The sequence below is a fragment of the Arsenophonus endosymbiont of Apis mellifera genome (assembly GCF_903968575.1).
Classification (GTDB): Bacteria; Pseudomonadota; Gammaproteobacteria; order Enterobacterales; family Enterobacteriaceae; genus Arsenophonus; species Arsenophonus apicola.
In genome coordinates this window covers 79983-102222 of sequence record NZ_CAJCFU010000079.1, presented here as the reverse complement: position 1 = coordinate 102222, position 22240 = coordinate 79983, and the positions used below count along the sequence as shown (strand labels likewise).

The 22240-nt window shown below is 37.5% G+C and carries 21 protein-coding genes, 1 riboswitch and 1 other annotated feature (1 of these 23 running past the window's edge); of the genes, 12 read left to right on the top strand and 9 right to left on the bottom strand.

Going from position 1 to position 22240, the window contains the following annotated elements; genetic code table 11:
* Positions 1-9 (top strand) — a sequence feature (Phe leader region); it begins 114 nt to the left of the window's first position.
* Positions 10-74: 65 nt separating this feature from the next.
* From pheS to H1X92_RS14200, 12 genes are all read left to right on the top strand, one after another.
* On the top strand, positions 75-1058 hold the full coding sequence (gene pheS, locus H1X92_RS14255) for a phenylalanine--tRNA ligase subunit alpha (RefSeq protein ID WP_180560767.1): 984 nt from the start codon (positions 75-77) through the stop codon (positions 1056-1058).
* Between the two features lie 14 nt (positions 1059-1072).
* Positions 1073-3460: a phenylalanine--tRNA ligase subunit beta gene (pheT, locus tag H1X92_RS14250; protein WP_180560766.1), complete on the top strand. Its 2388-nt coding sequence runs from the start codon at positions 1073-1075 to the stop codon at positions 3458-3460.
* A 4-nt stretch (positions 3461-3464) separates the two neighbouring features.
* A complete protein-coding gene (gene ihfA, locus H1X92_RS14245) occupies positions 3465-3761 on the top strand; it encodes an integration host factor subunit alpha (protein WP_026821649.1) in 297 nt (98 codons plus the stop codon).
* A gap of 405 nt (positions 3762-4166) precedes the next feature.
* On the top strand, positions 4167-5312 hold the full coding sequence (gene arnB / locus H1X92_RS14240; protein ID WP_180560765.1) for a UDP-4-amino-4-deoxy-L-arabinose aminotransferase: 1146 nt from the start codon (positions 4167-4169) through the stop codon (positions 5310-5312).
* A complete protein-coding gene (gene arnC, locus H1X92_RS14235) occupies positions 5312-6304 on the top strand; it encodes an undecaprenyl-phosphate 4-deoxy-4-formamido-L-arabinose transferase (RefSeq protein ID WP_180560764.1) in 993 nt (330 codons plus the stop codon). The genes arnB and arnC overlap by 1 nt, the downstream gene beginning before the upstream one ends.
* Positions 6304-8304, top strand: coding sequence for a bifunctional UDP-4-amino-4-deoxy-L-arabinose formyltransferase/UDP-glucuronic acid oxidase ArnA (gene arnA / locus H1X92_RS14230; protein ID WP_180560763.1), 2001 nt, complete (start codon positions 6304-6306; stop codon positions 8302-8304). The genes arnC and arnA overlap by 1 nt, the downstream gene beginning before the upstream one ends.
* Positions 8304-9197 (top strand): 4-deoxy-4-formamido-L-arabinose-phosphoundecaprenol deformylase, encoded by an 894-nt coding sequence (gene arnD, locus H1X92_RS14225; protein ID WP_180560762.1) that lies wholly within the window; start codon positions 8304-8306, stop codon positions 9195-9197. Before arnA ends, arnD begins: the two co-directional genes overlap by 1 nt.
* A 6-nt stretch (positions 9198-9203) precedes the next feature.
* Positions 9204-10868, top strand: a complete 1665-nt coding sequence (gene arnT / locus H1X92_RS14220) for a lipid IV(A) 4-amino-4-deoxy-L-arabinosyltransferase (RefSeq protein WP_180560761.1) — start codon at positions 9204-9206, stop codon at positions 10866-10868.
* Positions 10865-11203, top strand: a complete 339-nt coding sequence (gene arnE / locus H1X92_RS14215; RefSeq protein WP_180560760.1) for a 4-amino-4-deoxy-L-arabinose-phosphoundecaprenol flippase subunit ArnE — start codon at positions 10865-10867, stop codon at positions 11201-11203. Before arnT ends, arnE begins: the two co-directional genes overlap by 4 nt.
* Positions 11200-11592: a 4-amino-4-deoxy-L-arabinose-phosphoundecaprenol flippase subunit ArnF gene (gene arnF / locus H1X92_RS14210; protein WP_180560759.1), complete on the top strand. Its 393-nt coding sequence runs from the start codon at positions 11200-11202 to the stop codon at positions 11590-11592. The genes arnE and arnF overlap by 4 nt, the downstream gene beginning before the upstream one ends.
* A gap of 138 nt (positions 11593-11730) precedes the next feature.
* A complete protein-coding gene (locus H1X92_RS14205; protein WP_180560758.1) occupies positions 11731-12213 on the top strand; it encodes a C40 family peptidase in 483 nt (160 codons plus the stop codon).
* Between the two features lie 71 nt (positions 12214-12284).
* The gene (locus H1X92_RS14200) at positions 12285-13280 is read left to right on the top strand and encodes a lipoate--protein ligase (RefSeq protein ID WP_180560757.1); all 996 of its coding nucleotides are present in this window, start codon (positions 12285-12287) and stop codon (positions 13278-13280) included.
* A 160-nt stretch (positions 13281-13440) separates the two neighbouring features.
* On the opposite strand, the gene H1X92_RS14195 is transcribed toward H1X92_RS14200, so the two are convergent.
* From H1X92_RS14195 to pabB, 9 genes are all read right to left on the bottom strand, one after another.
* A complete protein-coding gene (locus tag H1X92_RS14195; protein ID WP_026821639.1) occupies positions 13441-13797 on the bottom strand; it encodes a helix-turn-helix domain-containing protein in 357 nt (118 codons plus the stop codon).
* Between the two features lie 354 nt (positions 13798-14151).
* Positions 14152-14715, bottom strand: a complete 564-nt coding sequence (mntP, locus tag H1X92_RS14190; RefSeq protein ID WP_180560756.1) for a manganese efflux pump MntP — start codon at positions 14713-14715, stop codon at positions 14152-14154.
* Between the two features lie 47 nt (positions 14716-14762).
* A riboswitch (yybP-ykoY riboswitch) is annotated at positions 14763-14903 on the bottom strand.
* A 140-nt stretch (positions 14904-15043) separates the two neighbouring features.
* A complete protein-coding gene (locus H1X92_RS14185; protein ID WP_180560755.1) occupies positions 15044-15502 on the bottom strand; it encodes a DUF986 family protein in 459 nt (152 codons plus the stop codon).
* A 99-nt stretch (positions 15503-15601) separates the two neighbouring features.
* Positions 15602-16459: a PTS mannose transporter subunit IID gene (locus H1X92_RS14180; RefSeq protein ID WP_180560754.1), complete on the bottom strand. Its 858-nt coding sequence runs from the start codon at positions 16457-16459 to the stop codon at positions 15602-15604.
* 15 nt (positions 16460-16474) lie between these two features.
* A complete protein-coding gene (locus H1X92_RS14175) occupies positions 16475-17275 on the bottom strand; it encodes a PTS mannose/fructose/sorbose transporter subunit IIC (protein ID WP_180560753.1) in 801 nt (266 codons plus the stop codon).
* Positions 17276-17348: 73 nt separating this feature from the next.
* Complete coding sequence (manX, locus tag H1X92_RS14170) at positions 17349-18263, bottom strand: PTS mannose transporter subunit IIAB (RefSeq protein WP_370520707.1); 915 nt, start codon at positions 18261-18263, stop codon at positions 17349-17351.
* 503 nt (positions 18264-18766) lie between these two features.
* On the bottom strand, positions 18767-20131 hold the full coding sequence (locus H1X92_RS14165; RefSeq protein ID WP_180560751.1) for an L-serine ammonia-lyase: 1365 nt from the start codon (positions 20129-20131) through the stop codon (positions 18767-18769).
* A 168-nt stretch (positions 20132-20299) separates the two neighbouring features.
* Positions 20300-20875: a CoA pyrophosphatase gene (locus H1X92_RS14160; RefSeq protein WP_180560996.1), complete on the bottom strand. Its 576-nt coding sequence runs from the start codon at positions 20873-20875 to the stop codon at positions 20300-20302.
* Complete coding sequence (pabB, locus tag H1X92_RS14155; RefSeq protein ID WP_180560750.1) at positions 20875-22236, bottom strand: aminodeoxychorismate synthase component 1; 1362 nt, start codon at positions 22234-22236, stop codon at positions 20875-20877. The genes H1X92_RS14160 and pabB overlap by 1 nt, the downstream gene beginning before the upstream one ends.
* Positions 22237-22240 lie beyond the last annotated feature (4 nt).

The following is a 22240-nucleotide window of genomic DNA, read 5'->3' as shown; positions in this document are numbered from 1 at the left end:
TTTTTTGTTAGTAATTGCTAAAAAATTTTATTTTCAACAATGATTAGGCCAAAGGGTCGTAAGAAGAGGGAACAATGCCACATCTCGTCGAGTTGGTTGCGCAGGCAAAAGCAGCCATAGAAAAAGCTCAGGATGTTGCTGCGTTGGATTCAGTGCGTGTTGAGTTTTTAGGTAAAAAAGGCCATTTAACACTACAGATGTCAACGTTGCGTGATGTACCTGCAGAAGAGCGCCCTGCAGCAGGAGCGATTATTAATCAGGCAAAACAAGAAGTTCAGCATTCATTGAATATGCGTAAAGAGCAGTTAGAAAATGCAATCTTAAATGCTCGATTAGCGGCAGAAAAAATCGATATTTCATTACCCGGTCGCCAAACCGAAAATGGTAGTCTTCATCCTGTAACCCGTACCATTGATCGTATTGAAGAATTCTTTGGTGAACTTGGTTTTTCTGTTGTTTCTGGCCCGGAAATAGAAGATGATTATCACAATTTTGATGCTTTAAATATTCCAGCACACCATCCTGCTCGAGCTTCACATGATACTTTCTGGTTTGATACTACGCGGCTATTACGTACACAAACTTCAGGTGTGCAAATTCGTACTATGAAAGGTAGACAACCACCAATTCGTATTATTGCTCCTGGTCGTGTGTACCGTAATGATTATGATCAAACCCATACGCCAATGTTCCATCAGACAGAAGGCTTGATTGTTGATAAAAATATTAGTTTTACCAATTTAAAAGGTACACTTCATGACTTTTTAAATCATTTTTTTGAAGAAAAAACCCGCGTTCGTTTTCGACCATCATATTTTCCATTCACTGAACCTTCAGCTGAAGTTGATGTGATGATTAAAAATGGTAAATGGTTAGAAGTGTTAGGTTGTGGCATGGTACATCCAAATGTATTACGCAATGTTGGTATTGATCCTGACTTATATTCTGGTTTTGCCTTTGGAATGGGAATGGAGCGCTTAACAATGTTACGTTATGGCGTGACCGATTTACGTGCTTTTTTTGAAAATGATCTTCGTTTTCTTAAACAATTTAGATAAGGCAGGATTATCATATGAAATTGAGTGAATTTTGGTTACGTGAATGGGTAAATCCAGCAATAAGCAGTGAAGCCTTATCAGAGCAAATGACGATGGCAGGTTTGGAGATTGATGATGTTAAACCTGTTGCCGGTCAATTCCAAGGTGTGTTAGTTGGCGAGATTGTAGAATGTGTGCAACATCCTAATGCAGATAAATTGCGCATGACTAAGGTCAATATTGGCACAGAACAGTTACTCAATATTGTTTGTGGAGCACCCAATTGCCGTCAAGGATTAAAAGTCGCTGTGGCAACCATTGGCGCAGTTTTACCCGATAATTTTAAAATAAAAGCAACAAAACTACGCGGTGAGCTTTCTGAGGGTATGCTTTGTTCTTATTCAGAACTTGCCATTTCTGATGACCATACAGGCATTATTGAGCTACCACAAGACGCGCCTATTGGTATCGATATTCGTAACTACTTGCAACTTGATGACCACATTTTCGAAGTGAGTTTGACGCCGAATCGTGCTGATTGTTTAAGTATTTTAGGTATCGCACGCGATATAGCGGCTATCAATAGCCTTGCATTAAATACGGAAAAGATTGAACCGGTTAAAGGCAGTGATGCTAGCGTTTTTCCTATACGGGTGGAAGCGCCTATGGCGTGCCCACGTTTTTTAGGGCGAGTAATAAAAGGCATTGATATTACAGTACAAACCCCTATCTGGATGAGAGAAAAATTACGTCGTGGGGGGATCCGTGCAATTGATCCTGTGGTTGATATTACTAATTTTGTATTATTAGAGTTAGGTCAGCCCTTACATGCTTATGATCTGGATCGTTTAAATGGCGCGATAATTGTTCGAATGGCAAAACCGAATGAAACATTAGTTTTGCTTGATGACAGTGAGGTGACTTTGAAACCAGATACTTTAGTTATTGCCGATGACAATGGTGCCTTAGGGATTGCCGGTATTTTTGGTGTCAAGCATTCCAGTGTCCATCAAAATACCACTAATATCCTGTTAGAAAGTGCTTTTTTTGCTCCATTAGCAATTGCTGGTCGGGCCCGTAATTATGGTCTTCATACTGAGGCTTCACACCGTTTTGAACGGGGTGTCGATCCACAGCTGCAATATAAAGCCATGGAGCGCGCAACCAGATTAATTGTTGAGATTTGTGGTGGAGAGGTGGGAAATATTATTGATGTTAGCCAGCAAACTAGCTTACCAACAATGGCAAACATAACACTGACTCGGCAAAAGCTTGATCGTTTAATAGGTCATTGTATCCCGGATATCAAGGTCACTCAGATCCTTCAGCGCTTAGGATGCCAAGTGATTGGTGAGCAAGATAGTTGGCAAGTGGTTGCTCCATCTTGGCGCTTTGATATGCAAATTGAGGAAGATTTGATTGAAGAAGTCGCCCGTGTTTATGGTTATAATAATATACCCAATGTACCGTTACATGCTGATTTAGTCATGACCCCTCGTTGTGAGTCAATTCTGCCATTAAAGCGGGTGAAAACGTTATTAATTGATCGTGGTTACAATGAAGCGATTACCTATAGTTTTGTTGATCCTAAAATTCAGCAACTGCTGCATCCAGGTTCCGATGCAATGATTTTACCTGATCCTATTTCAACTGATATGTCAGCAATGCGGCTTTCTTTATTACCTGGCTTATTAGCGACAGTAATTTACAATCAAAACCGCCAACAAAATCGTATTCGATTGTTTGAAACTGGATTACGATTTGTACCGGATGTATCAGCAGAACAGGGTATTCGGCAAGAATTGATGTTAGCAGGCGTGATCACTGGCAATCGCTATGAAGAGCACTGGTCACAAGAAAAACGCGCGGTTGATTTTTTTGATATAAAAGGTGACGTTGAAGCAATACTGGAATTAACCGGAAAATTAGACAATATTATTTATAAGGCTCACTCTAATCCTGCACTTCATCCTGGACAGAACGCTGGGATTTATCTGAATAATAATTATATTGGATATGTAGGTGTTATTCATCCAGAACTGGAAAATAAGCTAGATTTGCATGGTCGGACACTGGTTTTTGAATTGTTGTGGGATTCCGTTGCAGAACGTGTTATTCCTAAAGCAAATATGATTTCACGTTTCCCTGCCAATCGACGAGATATTGCTGTTGTAGTTCCACAAGAGGTAGCAACAGCGGATATATTGGCTGAATGCAAGAAAATTGGCATAAATCATATAGTTGGCATAAACTTGTTTGACGTGTACTGTGGTAAAGGTGTAGCGGAAGGTTATAAGAGCCTTGCTATTAGCTTAATCTTGCAGGATACAAACCGTACTCTGGAAGAAGAAGAGATTGCCGCAACTGTTGATAAATGTGTTGCTGCGTTAAAACGGCGATTCCAAGCATCCTTGAGGGACTAAACCTATGGCGCTTACAAAAGCTGAAATGTCAGAAAGTCTGTTCGAAAAACTGGGTATAAGCAAACGTGATGCGAAAGACCTAGTTGAACTTTTCTTTGAAGAAGTTCGTCGTTCATTAGAAAATGGGGAGCAGGTGAAACTGTCAGGGTTTGGTAATTTTGATCTGCGTGATAAAAGTCAACGCCCAGGTCGAAATCCAAAGACTGGAGAAGATATTCCCATCACTGCTCGCCGAGTGGTGACTTTTAGACCAGGGCAAAAGTTGAAAGGCCGGGTTGAAAAGATAAAGCCTCATAAATAATGAATTATTATATGCTAAAAAGCCGCTAAAGCGGCTTTTTTATTATTTACGAATGCCAAAATAATCTTAAAAAATAAAGATACCTTTAATAGATTAGTTATACGAGATTTTGTAAGCCAAACAATTTTATTAGTGAAAGTTATGCTAATAATGCTTTTAAATTCCCTTATTTTTGTTATTGGGTTACTTTCTTAGTGATAAGAATTTTTTGGCAATTAATGAGTTTTCTATTCTACTTGAGTCACTTAAGTCAGCGTTTGAGCTTTATATATTTATTATTTGAACGCTTTCTAACTGATTATATTGGAAAGTTATTGTCATGTTGATGTGTAGTTAAGCTATTTTATGATATTATAGACAACTAACTCTAAAAAATATTAGACGAATTGTTAGTAGGTTAATCTCATGAATGATTTTCTTCCTTTTTCTCGCCCAGCAATAGGTGACGAAGAGATCCGGGCGGTAGAAAATGTATTACGTTCTGGTTGGATCACCACTGGACCGCAAAATCATCAACTCGAAGAAGACTTTCGCCATAAGTTTGGTTGTCAGCATGCAATTGCTTTTTGTTCGGCAACAGCAGGTATGCATATAACGCTTATGGCCTTAGGAATTGGTCCTGGAGATGAAGTTATTACCCCCTCATTAACATGGGTGTCAACCATTAATATGATTACCTTGTTAGGGGCAAAACCGATCATGATTGATGTTGATCGTGATACTTTAATGGTTCAGCCTGATGTCGTTGAGAAGGCAATTACCCCTAAGACAAAAGCGATTATACCGGTACATTATGCCGGTGCACCATGCGATCTTAATGCGTTACGTGAGATTGCACAAAGAAATAATATCGCATTGATCGAAGATGCTGCTCATGCCGTAGGTACTCAGTATCAAAATCAATGGATTGGTCAACAAGGCACGGCTATTTTTTCATTTCATGCGATTAAAAATATTACTTGCGCCGAGGGTGGCTTAGTTGCTACTGATGATGATGCTTTAGCCACCCGCTTGCGATGTTTAAAATTTCATGGTTTAGGTGTGGATGCCTTCGATCGACAAATACAAGGCCGTAAACCACAGGCTGAAGTTGTTGAACCTGGATTTAAATATAATCTTTCTGATATTCATGCTGCAATTGCAGTTGTTCAATTAAAAAAATTAACCCAAATAAATAAACGTCGTGCTGAACTTGTTGCTTACTATCGACAAGCGCTAGCCAAGTTGCCGTTAAAAATGCTGGATGTGCCTGATTATCCTCATTTGCATGCCAATCATCTGTTTATGGTGCGCGTTGATGAAACAATCTGTGGTATTAACCGTGATAGTTTTATGGAACGCTTAAAAGAGAAGAATATTGGTACAGGTCTGCATTTTCGAGCGGCTCATACGCAGAAATATTATAGAGAACATTATCCATCACTTTCTCTACCTAATTCTGAATGGAACTCGGCTACCTTATGTTCATTGCCACTATTCCCTGATATGCGTGCTCAAGATGTTGATCGCGTTGTTGCTGCTATTAATGAAATTTTTTCGGAGCTGAAATAGTGCCTGTTCAAAATGATTTTGAAGAAATAAAGAAAGTTTCTATCGTTATCCCTATTTATAACGAAAAGCAAAGTTTACCCCAATTATTGGAAAGAACATTGGCTGCTTGTCAGAGATTGAAACAGCCATATGAATTAATTTTAGTTGATGATGGTAGTGCTGATAATTCCGCTAACTTGCTAATAGAGGCTGCAGAAAATTCGGCAAATCATGTTATTGCCGTAATTTTAAATCGTAATTATGGACAGCATTCTGCCATTATGGCGGGTTTTAAACAGGCAACTGGCGATCTTGTGATCACATTAGATGCTGATTTACAAAATCCACCTGAAGAGATCCCCAATTTGGTACAGGTAGCCGAGCAGGGCTATGACGTAGTTGGCACTAGGCGGATGAATCGGCAAGATTCTTGGTTTCGTAAAACGGCGTCGAAAATTATTAATGCCATGATCACCAAAGCAACAGGGCGCACCATGGGCGATTATGGCTGCATGTTGCGGGCTTATCGGCGTAATATTATTAATGCGATGCTACAGTGTCATGAACGTAGTACATTTATTCCCATTTTAGCAAATACCTTTGCTCGAAGAACGATCGAAATCGATGTGGCCCATGCAGAACGTGAGTTTGGTGATTCAAAATATAGCTTTATGAAGCTAATAAATTTAATGTTTGATTTACTTACTTGTTTAACGACTACCCCATTACGTTTATTGAGTGTGGTTGGTAGTTTTATTGCAGCAAGTGGATTTTTTCTGGCGGTTCTGCTAATTATCTTACGTCTTATATTTGGTTCCATGTGGGCTGCAGAGGGTGTTTTTACCCTGTTTGCTATTCTATTTATATTTATTGGTGCGCAGTTTATTGCCATGGGATTACTCGGTGAATACATTGGCAGGATGTACAATGATGTTCGTGCCCGACCCCGTTACTTCATTCAAAAGATAGTTGGTATTCATCATGATACTAACGAAAATCAGGAAAAAAAATAATGAAAGCTATTGTTTTTGCTTACCATGATATTGGTTGTGTGGGATTAAAGGCGCTAAAGAAGGCGGGTTTTGAAATTCAGGCTGTTTTTACACATACAGATGATCCAAAAGAGAATCATTTCTTTTCCTCAGTTGCACGCTTGGGAGCTGAGATGGGCTTGCCTGTATTTGCGCCAGAAAATGTCAATCATTCACTTTGGATTGAGCGTATTGAGAAAATGCAACCTGATGTCATTTTCTCTTTTTACTATCGTCACATGCTGAGTCAAGAGTTATTGGCACTAGCCCCTAAAGGTGCTTTCAACCTACATGGTTCTTTACTGCCTAAATATCGTGGTCGTGTGCCGATTAATTGGGCTATTTTAAATGGCGAAACAGAGACTGGTGTCACGCTCCATAAGATGATAGCTAAGGCCGATGCGGGTGATATTATTGCGCAGAAAAAAGTTGCCATTGATGCAACTGATACCGCATTAGTGTTACATGAGAAAATTCGTCACGCCTCCGAACAGCTGTTAGCTGATACATTACCGTTAATTAAAATGGGTGATTATTCAGCAACACCACAGGATGAGAGTCAGGCAACCTATTTTGGCCGTCGCCGCGCTGAAAATGGTTTAATTGATTGGGCTAAATCTGCTACTGAAGTGAATAACCTAATACGAGCAGTGACCGAGCCATATCCGGGTGCATTTACCTATTTAGCTGAGAGTAAAATGATTGTCTGGCGTGGCCGAGTGTTAGAAAAATCACATGATAAATTACCTGGTACAATCATTTCTACTGAGCCATTGCAAATAGCTTGTGGTCAAGACGTGCTTGAGATCCTAACTGGCCAGTGTGGATTGGGTTTATATGTTGAAGGATCGCGTTTAGCGGCTGAAATGGGGATTGTGACGGGTGTGCGGGTGGGGGCAAAACCGACTGCACAGGTGAAACGCCGTAAGCGCGTTTTAATTTTGGGGGTTAATGGTTTTATTGGTAATCACTTAACCGAACGTTTATTAGCTGATGGACACTATGATATCTATGGCTTGGATATTAGTTCTTCTGCTGTTTCACGTTTTATTAATGATCCCCGTTTTGGTGATGATCAGCGTTTCCATTTTGTTGAAGGTGATATTAGTATTCATACTGAGTGGATTGAATATCATATTAAAAAATGTGACATCATTCTGCCCCTGGTTGCTATTGCAACACCGATTGAATATACCCGTAATCCATTAAGAGTTTTTGAATTAGACTTTGAAGAAAACTTAAAGATAGTGCGTTATTGTGTAAAATATAATAAACGTATTATTTTCCCATCAACTTCTGAAGTTTATGGGATGTGCGATGATAAAGAATTTGATGAAGATACCTCTCGTTTGATTGTAGGGCCAATTAACAAACAGCGTTGGATTTATTCTGTTTCTAAACAGTTATTGGATCGCGTTATTTGGGCATATGGTGTTAAAGAAGGGTTGAAATTCACTCTATTTAGACCGTTTAATTGGATGGGTCCACGACTAGATAGTTTACATTCTGCCCGTATTGGTAGCTCAAGGGCAATCACCCAATTAATTTTAAATTTGGTCGAGGGTTCACCAATAAAATTAGTTGATGGTGGTGCTCAAAAGCGTTGTTTTACCGATATTAAAGATGGTATTGAAGCATTATTTCGTATTATTGAAAATAAAGATGAAAAATGCGATGGTCAAATTATCAATATTGGTAATCCAACCAATGAAGCAAGTATTGCTCAATTAGCTGATATGTTACTTGACAGTTTTGAAAAACATCCGTTACGTAAACTCTTTCCTCCATTTGCTGGTCTCAAAAAGATTGAAAGTAGTAGTTATTATGGTAAGGGGTATCAAGATGTTGAGCATCGTAGACCGAGCATTGAAAATGCGCGTCGCTTGCTCGATTGGGAGCCAACTATTGATATGAAGCAGACTATTGATGAAACTTTAGATTTCTTCTTGCAAGCTGCCGCGGAAGAATTAGGTAAAAAATAATGAAGAAAATTGGCTTAAGAATTGATGTAGATACCTACCAAGGTACTAAAGAAGGTGTGCCACAGTTACTTAAAGTGCTCGCTAAATATCAAATTCGAGCCAGTTTTTTTTTCAGTGTCGGGCCAGATAATATGGGGCGCCATTTATGGCGCCTGTTTCGACCTAAATTTTTATGGAAAATGTTAAGATCGAATGCCGCCTCACTGTATGGTTGGGATATTTTATTAGCCGGTACAGCCTGGTCAGGTAAAAAAATTGCCAATGATCTAGGCTACTTAATGAAACAAACATTGAATGAAGGTCATGAAGTTGGGTTACATGCATGGGATCATCAAGGCTGGCAAGCTAATGTAGGGAAATGGCCGAGAACTAAATTGGTCGAACAAATTAAATTAGGCGTAGATGCGCTTGAGGCTGCAACGGGCGCTAGGGTAAAATGTTCAGCTGTAGCAGGTTGGCGAGCCGATGAACGCGTATTAACAGCAAAAGAAAATTTTAAATTTGACTATAATAGTGATTGCCGAGGTACACATCCGTTTCGTCCTATTTTAACTGATGGTTCGATTGGTACCATACAAATTCCAGTGACACTACCAACTTATGATGAAGTTGTTGGCACGTTGGTTAAAGATGAAAACTTTAATGATTTTATTATTAACGCGATGCAGGAAGATGTAGGAACACCTGTTCATACTATTCATACTGAAGTGGAAGGTATGTCTAAATCGATGCAATTTGAAAATTTATTAGAGAGAATGATTGCAGAGCAAATGGTATTTTGTCCGTTGCGTGAATTAATACCAAATGATATAGATTCTTTACCGCAAGGAAAAATTATTCGTTCATCTTTTCCCGGTCGTGAAGGCTGGCTAGGGTGTCAACACGAGGTATAGTGCTTGATGTTAACTAAACAGTTACAGAAAATAGGTGATTTTTTATTAGCACTTTTTTTCATTTTTACTTATTTAGTGCCGTTAAATGGTCGATTGCTCTGGCAGCCAGATGAAACGCGTTACGCTGAAATTAGTCGAGAAATGTTGCTGCGATGCGATTGGATTGTGCCTTATTTGCTTAATATTCGCTATTTTGAAAAGCCAGTGGCCGGATATTGGATAAATAATATCAGTCAAATGATATTTGGTGATACTAATTTTGCTGTCCGTTTCGGTGCTGTGTTTTCAACTATGATCAGCGCCGGCTTAATTTACTGGTTGGCGATGATAATGTGGCGTAATCGAAATGTCGCGTTTGTGGCTACTTTAATGTATGTTTCGATGTTTTTGGTATTTGCGGTTGGCACGTATAGCGTACTCGATCCGATGCTTACCATGTGGCTTACTGCTTGTATGCTATGCTGTTTTTGGTTATTAAAAGCACCAACGGTTGCTGCAAAGTTACTTGCCTGGGCCGTCATGGGGCTTACCTGTGGTATGGCCTTCATGACTAAGGGTTTTTTAGCGTTAGCTATCCCGGTGATCGTGATGCTGCCAGTTATGCTATATCAAAAACGTTTTACTGAAATGCTTAAGTTTGGTGGCATAGCAATAATCAGTGCGGCATTGATAAGCCTTCCCTGGGCACTAGCTGTCAATAAATATCAACCTGATTATTGGCATTACTTTTTCTGGGTAGAACATATTCAGCGCTTTTCATCAGAAGATGCTCAACATAAAGCCCCTTTCTGGTTTTATATTCCAATCATTTTACTTGGTGTGATACCTTGGTTAGGACTTTTACCTGGGACATTATTAAAGAGTTGGCAGGAACGAAAAAACAAGCCGGAAATGTTTTTTCTGCTTTGCTGGTTTATTGTCCCGTTCCTATTTTTTAGTATTGCTAAAGGTAAATTACTCACTTATATGTTGCCAGTGATGGCACCGCTTGCATTAATGATGGCAAAATATGCGGTTGATTGTGTTAAAAATTGCAATCTAACCCCACTTAAATTTAACGGATTTACCAATATTGCCTTTGGCATACTGGCAATTATTACTTTGATTATCATGGGGTTATTTGTTGATCATCCTTTATATACTACAGAGGAATGGCCCAAACTGGCATTAGGTATCACTGTTTTTTGTATTTGGCTGATTATTGGCTATTTTAGTCTGATATCCAAAGCTAGGTATTGGTTGTGGGGGGCGGCCTGTTCGATAGCCTTGAGCTTATCGATAGGTTATGCATTACCGCAAGATACTATCGATTCTAAATTACCACAGCAATTAATTCGGCAAAATATCTCTTTGTTGCAACAAAGTAAATTTGTGCTGGCGGATAATGTTGGAGTTGGTGCGGGTTTGGCATGGGAATTACATCGAGGTGATGTTTATTTATATGAAAGATCAGGTGAATTAAGATATGGTTTAAATTATCCTGATAGTCAATTTCGCTTAATTAAACAAGGCAATTTTGCTAAATGGCTTAGCCAGACCCGGAAAGAGGGACAAATTTCAGTGGTTCTTTTATTGCGTAGAAATGAAGGTCTGCCTGATGATATTCCTAAGCCTGATCATGTGGTTCGCAATACACGAATGGCAATAATGACTTATTATCAGCAACCATGACACATTTTTTATTATTGATAATTGTTAGCCTGTTGACTTGCTTTGGACAAGTTTGTCAAAAGCAAGCAGTGGTATATTGGCAAAGTGTTTTGCCATCAAAAAAAAGTTTAGCCTTTAAATGGCTGGTAATCGCTATTATTTTACTGGCTTTAGGCATGCTATTTTGGCTTAAATTATTACAAATTTTACCACTTAGTATTGCTTATCCGATGTTAAGTATTAATTTTGTTATTGTGACACTGATAGGCCAATTTATCTATCAAGAGAAGATCAGTATAAAACATTGGGTAGGCGTATTTATTATCATGCTGGGTATTGTTTTATTAAATTTATGAAAGGTTATTTTTGGGGTATCAGTAGTGTAATATTGATCACTTTCGCTCAGCTTTGTCTTAAAGCTGGGGTAACTTTATTACCTGAGTTTAAATTAAACCATCAATGGATGGATGTTAATTGGTTATTTGAAAATCGGCAAGCGTTTGGGCTGATTTTTATCGGTTTGATTGGCTATGCTATTTCTATGTTTTTTTGGCTATTTGCCTTGAAATTTTTAGCATTAAGTAAAGCTTATCCACTCATTAGTTTAAGCTATGTATTAGTTTATTTATCAGCAGTCACTTTGCCTTGGTTTAATGAATCGGCGACATTAGTTAAAGTTGTGGGAGTGGTATTTATTTTGCTAGGTATTTGGATCATTTCTCGGCCTGAAATAAAGCGATTATAAAGTGAAAAAGTGAGCAGGATATTTATTTTTTAACGCCAGAGTTTACTAAAAATAAAGATCACCCATTAATAAAAACTTGTTTTTTTATTAAACTCTAATTAAAGTCAGTTAGTTATCTTAAAGCGATAAAGGTGCTTTATGTTAATCAGAATTAAACACCTTCTTTTTTTATTCTATCTAACTTTAATGGGCTGTTCTTCTTCAGTAAATAGAATAGCTCCGCCGTTAAAAAGCCAACTTTCTGATCCTATTATGACCATCGCTCAACTTAAAGAGCAACTATTCCAATGGCATGGCACGCCATATCGGTATGGTGGTTTAGCATCAAGTGGAATTGATTGTTCCGGATTTGTTTATCGGACTTTTAGTGACCGTTTTGCCATTCAATTACCACGTACGACAGTGGCTCAAACAACATATGGCACCCGTATCGATATTAAGGATCTTATGCCGGGCGATCTGGTTTTTTTTAAAACCGGCTCAGGTGAAAATGGTTTACATGTTGGTATTTATGATACAGATAATACTTTTATTCATGCATCAACCAGTAAAGGCGTTATCCGCTCTTCATTAAATAATATCTACTGGCGCAAGGTTTTCTGGCAGGCACGTCGTTTTTAAATGTCTTTTTTAGTTATAATTTTTTTTCTTCCTGAGCGGTAGCAAAATAAATATAGGCTGGCAAAATTTTTATGGCTTCAATACGTCTTCTTATTTCTGAATCATTTGATCCCTGGTTTAATTTGGCAGTTGAAGAGGCTATTTTTCGTCAAATGTCAGTCAGGCAACGGGTTATGTTTCTTTGGCGCAATAATGATACTGTCGTTATTGGTCGGGCACAAAATCCATGGAAAGAGTGTAATACCCGAAAGATGGCTCAAGATGGAGTTAAATTAGCTCGCCGCCGCAGTGGTGGTGGTGCGGTTTTTCATGATTTAGGCAATACTTGTTTTACCTTTATGGCAGGTAAACCCGCTTATGATAAAACCGTTTCAACCCAAATTATTATTGCGGCGTTAGCAGAGGTTGGGGTTAGTGCTGAAGTTTCCGGTCGAAATGATTTAGTAATTCATTCCCCACATGGTGATCGTAAAATTTCAGGATCAGCTTATTTTGAAACTCTTGATCGCGGTTTTCATCATGGCACTTTGCTCATTAATACAGATTTAAACCGGTTAGCCAGTTATTTAAATCCAGATGCAAAAAAATTGATTAGCAAAGGTATTACATCTGTTCGTTCGAGAGTAATGAATTTAGCTGAAATTGATGCTGATATCACCCATCAAAAAGTTTGTAACGCTTTAGTAAACCATTTTTTTAACTATTATGGTGAGCAAGTGAAGGCAGAAATAATTTCACCAACTAACTTGCCTGATTTACCCGGTTTTATTGACACTTATGCTAAGCAATCCAGTTGGGAATGGAATTTTGGCCAAGCGCCAGCTTTTAGTCATATACTTGAAACCAGATTTGCATGGGGTGGTGTTGAACTTTATTTTGATATTGATAAAGGTAAAATTTCAGCTAGTAAAATTTATACTGATAGTTTAGAACCATCGCCATTGGAGCTTTTTAGTCAACAGTTGATGGGGAAAAAATACCAGCCAGCGACAATTAAGGAATTAGTCGCGGAGATAAAGCTTCAATATCCAGATTTTAATCAGCAGCTTTTACAATTAGAAAATTGATTGGTTAATGAAATAACATGAATAAAGTAAGTCATTATTAATTATTAGCACGCATTGCTGGCTGGATAAATATTCAAGCGAATTTTATTGTAAATTGACCATAAAGCCAGTATTTAGACTGGCAGATAACAAGGAATATTTAAAAATTATTTTTTTTAGTTTAGTCCATAAATTGATTAAAATCGGGTAACTGCCCATTTTGACGAAATTTAGCCGGTGTAGTATTAAAATGTTTTTTAAAAATGCGGGTAAATGTTGCTTGGGAGCTAAAACCGTATTGTAGCGCTATATCCAAAATAGAAAATTTATCTTCTCGTAATAGCCTGGCTGCTTCAAGTAAACGACGTTTACGAACATATTCCCCTAGGGTGCAACCTTTTAATTGTTTAAAGATCCGTTGTAAATGCCATTTAGAATAACCACTTTTATTAGCAATGGTATCAATCTTAATGCCTTCATTTCGTTGTAATTGGCTTTCTAACCAATTAACAATATCATTGATTACATTTTCCGACATGTTCACCTTCCACAATCAGTGGGTAAATAGCCTAGCTGTAAAGAATCATTCATTTATTTATAAGTTCTATTTTATGATTTTTGATATTTATAGATAGGCAAAAAATGCCATTTGTAATTGATAATAATTATTATCATTAGTCTATAATATATTATGTTTCATTTTAAGATAATGAAATAAATCAATTAAATAGCTTATCATTTTTTTAATGAATATTATACATTAAAGAGTTTTCAATTAATAATTTTTGTTAGAAATAGTAAAAATTCTTATTATTTAGTTTTCCTTTTCAATTATTTCTTTTTAACGTAAATAAAAAAATTAAATATACAAGTGAATTAATTATTTAATAAATTAAATATGTTGATAAATTATACTAAATCCGATAATGATTAGCGTAACACCGCCAATTATTTCGGCTGTTTTTCCTAATAATGGGCCAATATAACGGCCTAATAATATTCCAAGTGTTGCCATAATCATGGTCATTAGTCCGATTGTCATCGCTGTATGGATGATATTAATTTGCAAAAAGGCCAGACTGACCCCAATGGCCATTGCATCCAGGCTAGTTGCTAGGGCGGTAGTAATAAGGGTAAAAGAATTGTGATAGTGAATAAGGGGAGGTTTGTTGTTGTTTTTTGCACGATGATAGCTTTGATATATCATCTGCATACCCAATATAAATAATAAACCAAACGCTATCCAATGATTCCACTTTATAACATATTGGCTGGCAAATAGCCCTAAACTCCAGCCAATAATGGGGGTTATGGACTCAATTATGCCAAAGATAAAGCCAGTTCTTATTGCTTCACGTAAAGAGGGATTAAATAAGGTGGCACCTTTGCAAACTGATGCAGCAAAAGCATCCATGGATAACGCGAGAGATAAAGCTAGGGTTGCGTATAAATTCATTATACTGTCTCAGTTGGATAGTTACCCATACACATATTTTTACTTCCAACCTTAAGTAAAAATATGTCTATGGTCTTGCCAACCTTGTCAGGTATTCATGCCACGTTACGGTAACATAACGAGTATGTTGACATGAAATTCTAAACAACAATTTTATTTAGAACAGGCTACTCCCCAATGACTTATAGAAAAAGATATCATAAAAATAATAAAAGGCAATTATTTAAATTTCAATTAATTTAAAAAATTAATATTATTTAATGTTTTAATAAAAATAATAATTATCGTTAATTAATTACATAAAAACCATTAACAATATTGTTTATATTTATTTATTATTGATCAAAAAGTTGTAAATTTTATCTAAATCATCAAACTGTTTAACAGCAATATAAATTTTTCTTTTGGCTAAACCGACTATTAATATTCCATCCTTAGATAAATTAATTGTTTTAATTTGATCGTACAATATATAAACATTATTGTGATAAAAACCTTTATTTTTAAAATAAAGCTTAGGATAACGAATAAATGTTAAGTAAATAGCGATAAGAACGGTGATCATTAATAAGTAGGTTGTTAGCTGGCTTCCATGCTGAATAATATTATGATAAATAACAATCGCGATAAGTATAATAAAAATAACGGCATCAATTCTATTTCTACGCCTTAACTTTATTTTTAATTTTGTTTTTCCATTTAACAAGTTAACAATAAATTCTTCATAGATAGCATAAGTTAGCATTAGTAGAATTAAGATAGTCAATACACTATTGTTCATATTCATGAGCAAACACTCCGATCGATTATTATTCTGCTGTAAAGATAAAATTAAAAACGGGAGGCTGCAACCTCCCGCAATTGACAATTAAGATCTATAAGTATCTTAGCCTAGAAATCCTGCCCAGTAGCCAACAATACCAAGGATAAAGAAACCAACAATGATCCATAGTGGATTGACTTTACGCCTCAATAGCCACATACAGCCAAAGGTTAATAGTAAAGGTACCAGACCAGGCATCAATTGATTTAATATAGTCTGTACGGTGGTAATCGTTACTTCGCCCGTTTCTGGATTTTTTATCTCGGAAACAACTAAGGGGATATTAACATTAGTCCATTTATTGACTAATGCGCCCATCACAAATAGTCCCAGAATTGAGGCGCCTTCGGTCATTTTTTGTAGGAAGCCACCTCCCATATCATGAACAATATCGAGCCCTTTTTTGTAGCCATAGCTGACACCGTAATAACGTGTTATTAAACGAACTAAATTAAACAAAATAAAAAACAGTAGTGGTCCTAGTAGACTACCTGACATCGCAATTCCTGCACCTAATGCCGCAAAAACCGGACGTACTGTGCCCCAAAAAATAGGATCTCCAACACCTGCTAAAGGGCCCATTAAGCCAACTTTAATACCATTAATGGCACCATCATCAATATCTGCACCATTAGCTCTTTGTTCCTCCATTGCCATGGTAACCCCTAAAACCGGTGCTGCAACATACGGATGGGTATTAAAAAACTCTAGATGGCGTTTAATTGCTTGTTTACGTTCTTCACTATTTTCAGGATATAAACGACGGATCACAGGGATCATGGAAAAGCAAAAACCAAGTGCTTGCATGCGTTCAAAGTTCCACGATCCTTGAAAAAGATTGGAACGTAAGAAAACTCCGCGAATATCACCAGCAGTAAGCTTTTTTTGATTTGTCTGGTTTGCTGAAGTTGTATCTGCCATTATTCCATTCCTTAATTAATCTAATTCATTATCTAAGTCGCTATTGCCATTATTTTGCGAATTAGCAACTTGTGATTGGTTGTATTTTGGACTGAGTTGAATATAGAGGATCGCCATTACGATACCAATAACGCCTAAAGCAACTAGGTTGAAATTGGTAAATGCCGCAGTTACAAAGCCCAAGTAGAAAAATGGCATCAGATAACCTGCGCGCATCATGTTAATCACCATCGCGTAACCGACAACAACGATCATACCGCCAGCAATGTTCAATCCTTTAGTCACAACCTCAGGAATAGAATCCAGTAGGTGTTGGACTTCTGAGGTACCAACAGAGATAGCAACAATTAAAGCAGGAATAGCAATACGCATCGCCTGTAGTAACAGGGCAGAGATGTGAATTGTTGTTAATGCACGTAAATTAGCAGATTGCGCGGCGCGATCAGCGGCATGTTGGAATGCAACCGTGAGTGTCCGAACAATAATAGTCAATACTTGACCTGCGGCAGCTAGCGGGATCGCCAGAGCAATACCGGTACCGATATCTTGTCCGCCGGCAATAACAAGAATGGTAGAAATAATTGAGGCGAGTGCAGCATCAGGAGCCACAGCTGCCCCGATATTCATCCATCCAAGAGCAATCATTTCCAGTGTACCACCAATAATTATGCCTGTTTTTAGATCACCGAGAACAAGGCCAATTAGAGTACAAGCAATTAACGGACGATGAAATTGGAATTCATCTAGAATAGAACCCATACCTGCAATACAGGCAACAAGGAAAACGAGTATGATTTGAACAACGGTAAGCTCCATTGTTTATCTCCTGTAACCAACAACGTTGGTGAATCTATTTTTAAGTCGTGAATGTATAACCAAAAAAGAAAACTCATCTTTTTGCTTTTTTGATGAGAGTTAACATATCCAGTTTGTTGTCACTAGAAACTTTACGTGCTTCGAGTTCAATGCCCCGTTTAGATAATTGGTTAAAAGCCTTAATATCCTCATTATCGATCGAGATAGCATTGTTAACCTGTGTTTTACCATCACGATAGGCCATGCCACCGATATTGACAGACTTTATGTCGACGCCGCCTTCTACAATACGTAAAACGTCTGTTGGATTGGTAAATAACAGCATAACGCGTTCACCGGCATACTTAGGATTATTATAGACACGAATACATTTTGCTATATCGATCACATGCGCTGTGACACCCGGTGGCGCTACCTGCTTCAATAGAGTTGAGCGAACATGATCTTTTGCAACCTCATCGCTCACTACGATAATACGCTTAACTTTTGTCTCTTTAGTCCAGCGAGTAGCCACCTGACCATGAATTAAACGGTCATCAATTCTTGCAAGGGCAATGAACATATGACCTTGTGCGGTTGAATTGGCTGCCTGAGATGAGGGGGATGGCGTCGGTAAATTTTGCGGTTTATTGCTAGTTTGTAGACTATTTAGCGCTTTAATTTCACTGCGACCCGTTTCTATAGCAGTGGTGACTAATTCACTAAAAGTAGGATCATCATCACGGGATAGTAACGTCGCAACCAACATGGGGACGTTAACACCGGTGACGATATCATATTTGTCTTTATCCTTACTTTCGATAATGCGACTAGCGGCGTTAAATGGACTGCCTCCCCACATATCTACCAAAAATAACACACCTTGAGAAACATCGAGCTCATTAAGCTTTTGATTATATTTTTCAATTAATGTATCAGCGTTTTCACCTGGAACAAAATCGATATAAACGACATTTTGTTGTTCGCCAATCAACATTTCAGCGGTCATGAGCAACTGTTTTGCAGCAACACCATGAGTGCTAATTATAATAGCTACACTCACTACTTTTCCCCTTAGAAGTAGGTTAAATAATAAAAATGATTATTAGAGTGTACTCTCCGTTGACAGATGAATACAATCAAATAATCACTAGTATGAATAGTTTTTCATGTTATAAAGTATTAACCATAATTGTAACTAATTAATCATTTTATAGATTATCATTTAAATATAAGAAAAAATATGCCACTGATCAGAAAATTTAAAATACGTATCAATATATTTAGAGAAAGATAAATTTCATCAAACAATTTAATTTTGTTATAGTTGTTATTATCTTGTGTGAAATAATAATAAATTTTAATTAGTAATTCTATGAATATAAACTGTACTTTAATACAGGGGAAGTTTTTTGACTAATTGAATATAAAGATGGGTGATAAATAAAAATAACCCTTTTTATATTAAGGGTTATTAAATGAAAAGGAATATATTTTAAGATGTGTCCTGCATCAATCACAATGTACTTTAATAGCTAAACCTCCACGAGAAGTTTCACGGTATTTAGCGTTCATATCTTTACCTGTTTCGTACATAGTCTCGATAACTTTATCTAAAGAAATGCGTGGTTCACTCGTTCTACGTAGTGCCATTCTTGCCGCATTAATCGCTTTTACTGACGCAATTGCGTTACGTTCAATGCAAGGAACTTGAACTTGTCCTGCAACCGGGTCACAGGTGAGCCCCAAATTATGCTCCATACCAATTTCAGCCGCTATACAGACTTGTTCAGGATTGCCACCCAGTAATTCAGCTAACCCAGCAGCGGCCATTGAGCAGGCGACACCGACTTCCCCTTGGCAGCCGACTTCAGCACCTGATATAGAGGCATTCATCTTGTAAAGAATACCAATCGCTCCTGAAGCTAAAAAGTAACGGCTATAAAGTGCTGGGGTAACAGGTTCAATACAGTGATCATAGTAAGCTAAGACAGCTGGAATTATGCCGCAGGCACCATTAGTTGGTGCTGTTACCACACGACCACCGGCTGCATTTTCTTCGTTAACCGCTAATGCTAACATATTGATCAGATCAACGATCTCCATTGGATCATTAGACAGTTTTTGAGATACCGTTAACATACGATGTAATGCCGGAGCGCGGCGGGGAACGCGAAGAGGGCCGGGTAAAATGCCTTCAGTATTCAGTCCTCGTTCAATGCAGGCCTGCATGGTATGCCAAATATTAGCAAAATAGTGATCAATTTCTTCTTTCGTATGCAGCGCTAATTCATTTTTCATCACAAGATGAGAAACTGATAAACCGGTTTTTTTACAATGAAGTAACAATTCAGTTGCTGAGTTAAAAGAATAAGCTACTGTTTTATTAGTAGAGGTTTGTTGGTCAAAATGTTCTTCATCAACAATGAAGCCCCCACCTATCGAGTAATAAGTTTTACTGAAAATTTTGTTATCATTATTGAAAGCGGTAATGGTCATGCCATTTTCGTGTAATGGTAAATTATTATAATGAAAATTTATTCCGCCTTGACGTGGAAAATCAACATAATGGCTTGTATTTGCTAAAGGTAAACGTTCAGTTTGCTCAACATTAGCAATAAAATCTGCTATTGATTCGATATCAACGGTTGCTGGCAAATTACCCGCCAAACCCATAATAATAGCGATATCAGTATGATGTCCCTTGCCGGTTAATGAAAGGGAGCCATAAATATCAACAGCGATACGCGTGACGAAGGAAAGTAGATTTTTTTCGATCAATTGATCGACAAATTCTTTACCTGCTTTCATTGGTCCAACGGTATGAGAACTGGATGGGCCAATACCTACTTTAAACATATCGAAAACACTGATCACTAAAAACCCCTTGGAAAATAAAAACGATAAAATAATCACTTAATACTAAATGTTATAGTTGTAATATTACTGTATTGTAATGGAGTGCCAGTTTATCGTTTTTTTTGAAATTTACTAGTGCTAGTGAACAAAATGTAAAATAAAAAGACTTTTTATTTTTTGCCGATTTTAAATGAGTTGTAATGCTAACTTATTGAGAATAGCTGCAGTTAAACCCCAAATTAGATATTGCTCATACCGATAAAAAAACAGACGCTTTTTATCGCCGGCATTATTAATCATAATGGAATGATGATGAGTTAAAGAGACGGCATGTTCCAATGGTACTTCAAAGATAGCGGCTACTTCCGCTGGATTTCGGTAATAAGAGACCTTTGCTGATAGTAATCCAACAATAGGCGTTACTAAATAGCCACTGTGGCTTTTTATTGGTTGCATTTTTCCCAGGATTTGCACTTGATCTGGCAAGATATTGATTTCTTCGTAAGTTTCGCGTAATGCTGTTTCAATTAGGCTATGATCATTGCGTTCTCGAGCTCCACCAGGAAAAGAGATTTGACTCGCATGAAGGCGTAAGTTATCCGTTCTTTTGGTAAATAGTAGTGTGGGTTCAGGTTTACAAATAATGGCTAATAGCACGGCCGCACTTTTTTTGGCGCGATCTACATTGATAGATTGGACGGAGCCAATGGGTTCAGGTAATATTAATTGAAATCGGTTAATAAAATTATCTAATGTATTCATTAACATGGATTATTTTCTAATACAGGTAATATTCGACTCAGCTTGTCGAAAGTCTCTTGATACTCTTTTTCAGCTGTACTATCCGCCACAATTCCGCCGCCAGCCCAACAATAAAGGTATTGATTTTCAGTTAATAAAGTACGTATGCTGATATTTGTATCCATCGTACCGCAGAAACTGATATAACCAATCGCTCCACAGTAGCTATGGCGTCGATGAGGTTCAAGCTCATCAATAATTTCCATCGAGCGTATTTTCGGTGCACCGGTAATCGAGCCGCCTGGAAAGCAGGCTCTTAATAGATCAGATGCATGATAGTGAGAGGGTAATTGTGCAATAACAGTGCTGACTAGATGATGAATAGCTGGAAAAGATTCAACAACAAAAAGTTCTGGTACACTGACTGTCCCTGGTATTGCGACTTTACCAATATCATTACGCAATAAATCAACTATCATGACGTTTTCAGCGCGATCTTTGATTGATGATTGTAAACGTTTTATCTGTTCTTGATCTTCTTTAACATCCGTTAATCTGGGTAATGTGCCTTTAATTGGACGAGTTTGAATTGAATCGTCGTGCAGCCAAAGAAAACGCTCAGGGGATACACTCAATACGCAATGTTGTTCTAAACGAATAAAGGCAGAGAAAGGGGCTTGATTATTTTGATTCAGTTTAAGAAAGGCCTCCCATTCATTACCTTGATATTTGGCTTTAAAACGTTGCGCTAAATTAATTTGGTAACAATCACCATTGCGTAAATATTGATGAATTTGGCCAATTTTATAATGATATTGCTGTTCGGACATGTTACTTTGCCATTTTTCACACATTTGAAACTGTTTAGCAGGTATTTTTGTTTGATTTTCTAACCAAGCTAAGCGTTGTTCGACATTTTGATAACTAAGCAAAGTAACTATTTTTTTATGGTGATCAACGATTAATGCCCAAAGATAAACACCGATTGCCATATCGGGAAAGCTTAATTCTTTTTTTGCCTGTTCGGGCAATATTTCGATTCGCCGGCCTAAATCGTAACCCCATATACCTAGAGCACCGCCTTGGAAAGGAAGGTCACTATTCGCTGTGAAAGTGACATTCAAATGTTGCATTTCACCTTTTAATAACTCAAAAGGATCAAGTTCTGAGCTGATTTTTTCATTTTCACGGTTGATTTGCGTGATATTGTCTCTTGTTTCTAAGGTGGTTATTGGATCAGCGACCACAATATCAAAACGGTTATGTGGGTGGTTGGCGTTACCTGAATGTAACAACATCGCCCATGGTTGGTTGGCGATAGCATTAAAATAATTTAAAGCCGCATCTAATGAATAAGGTAATTGAATTTTTTGCAGGCGCATATTT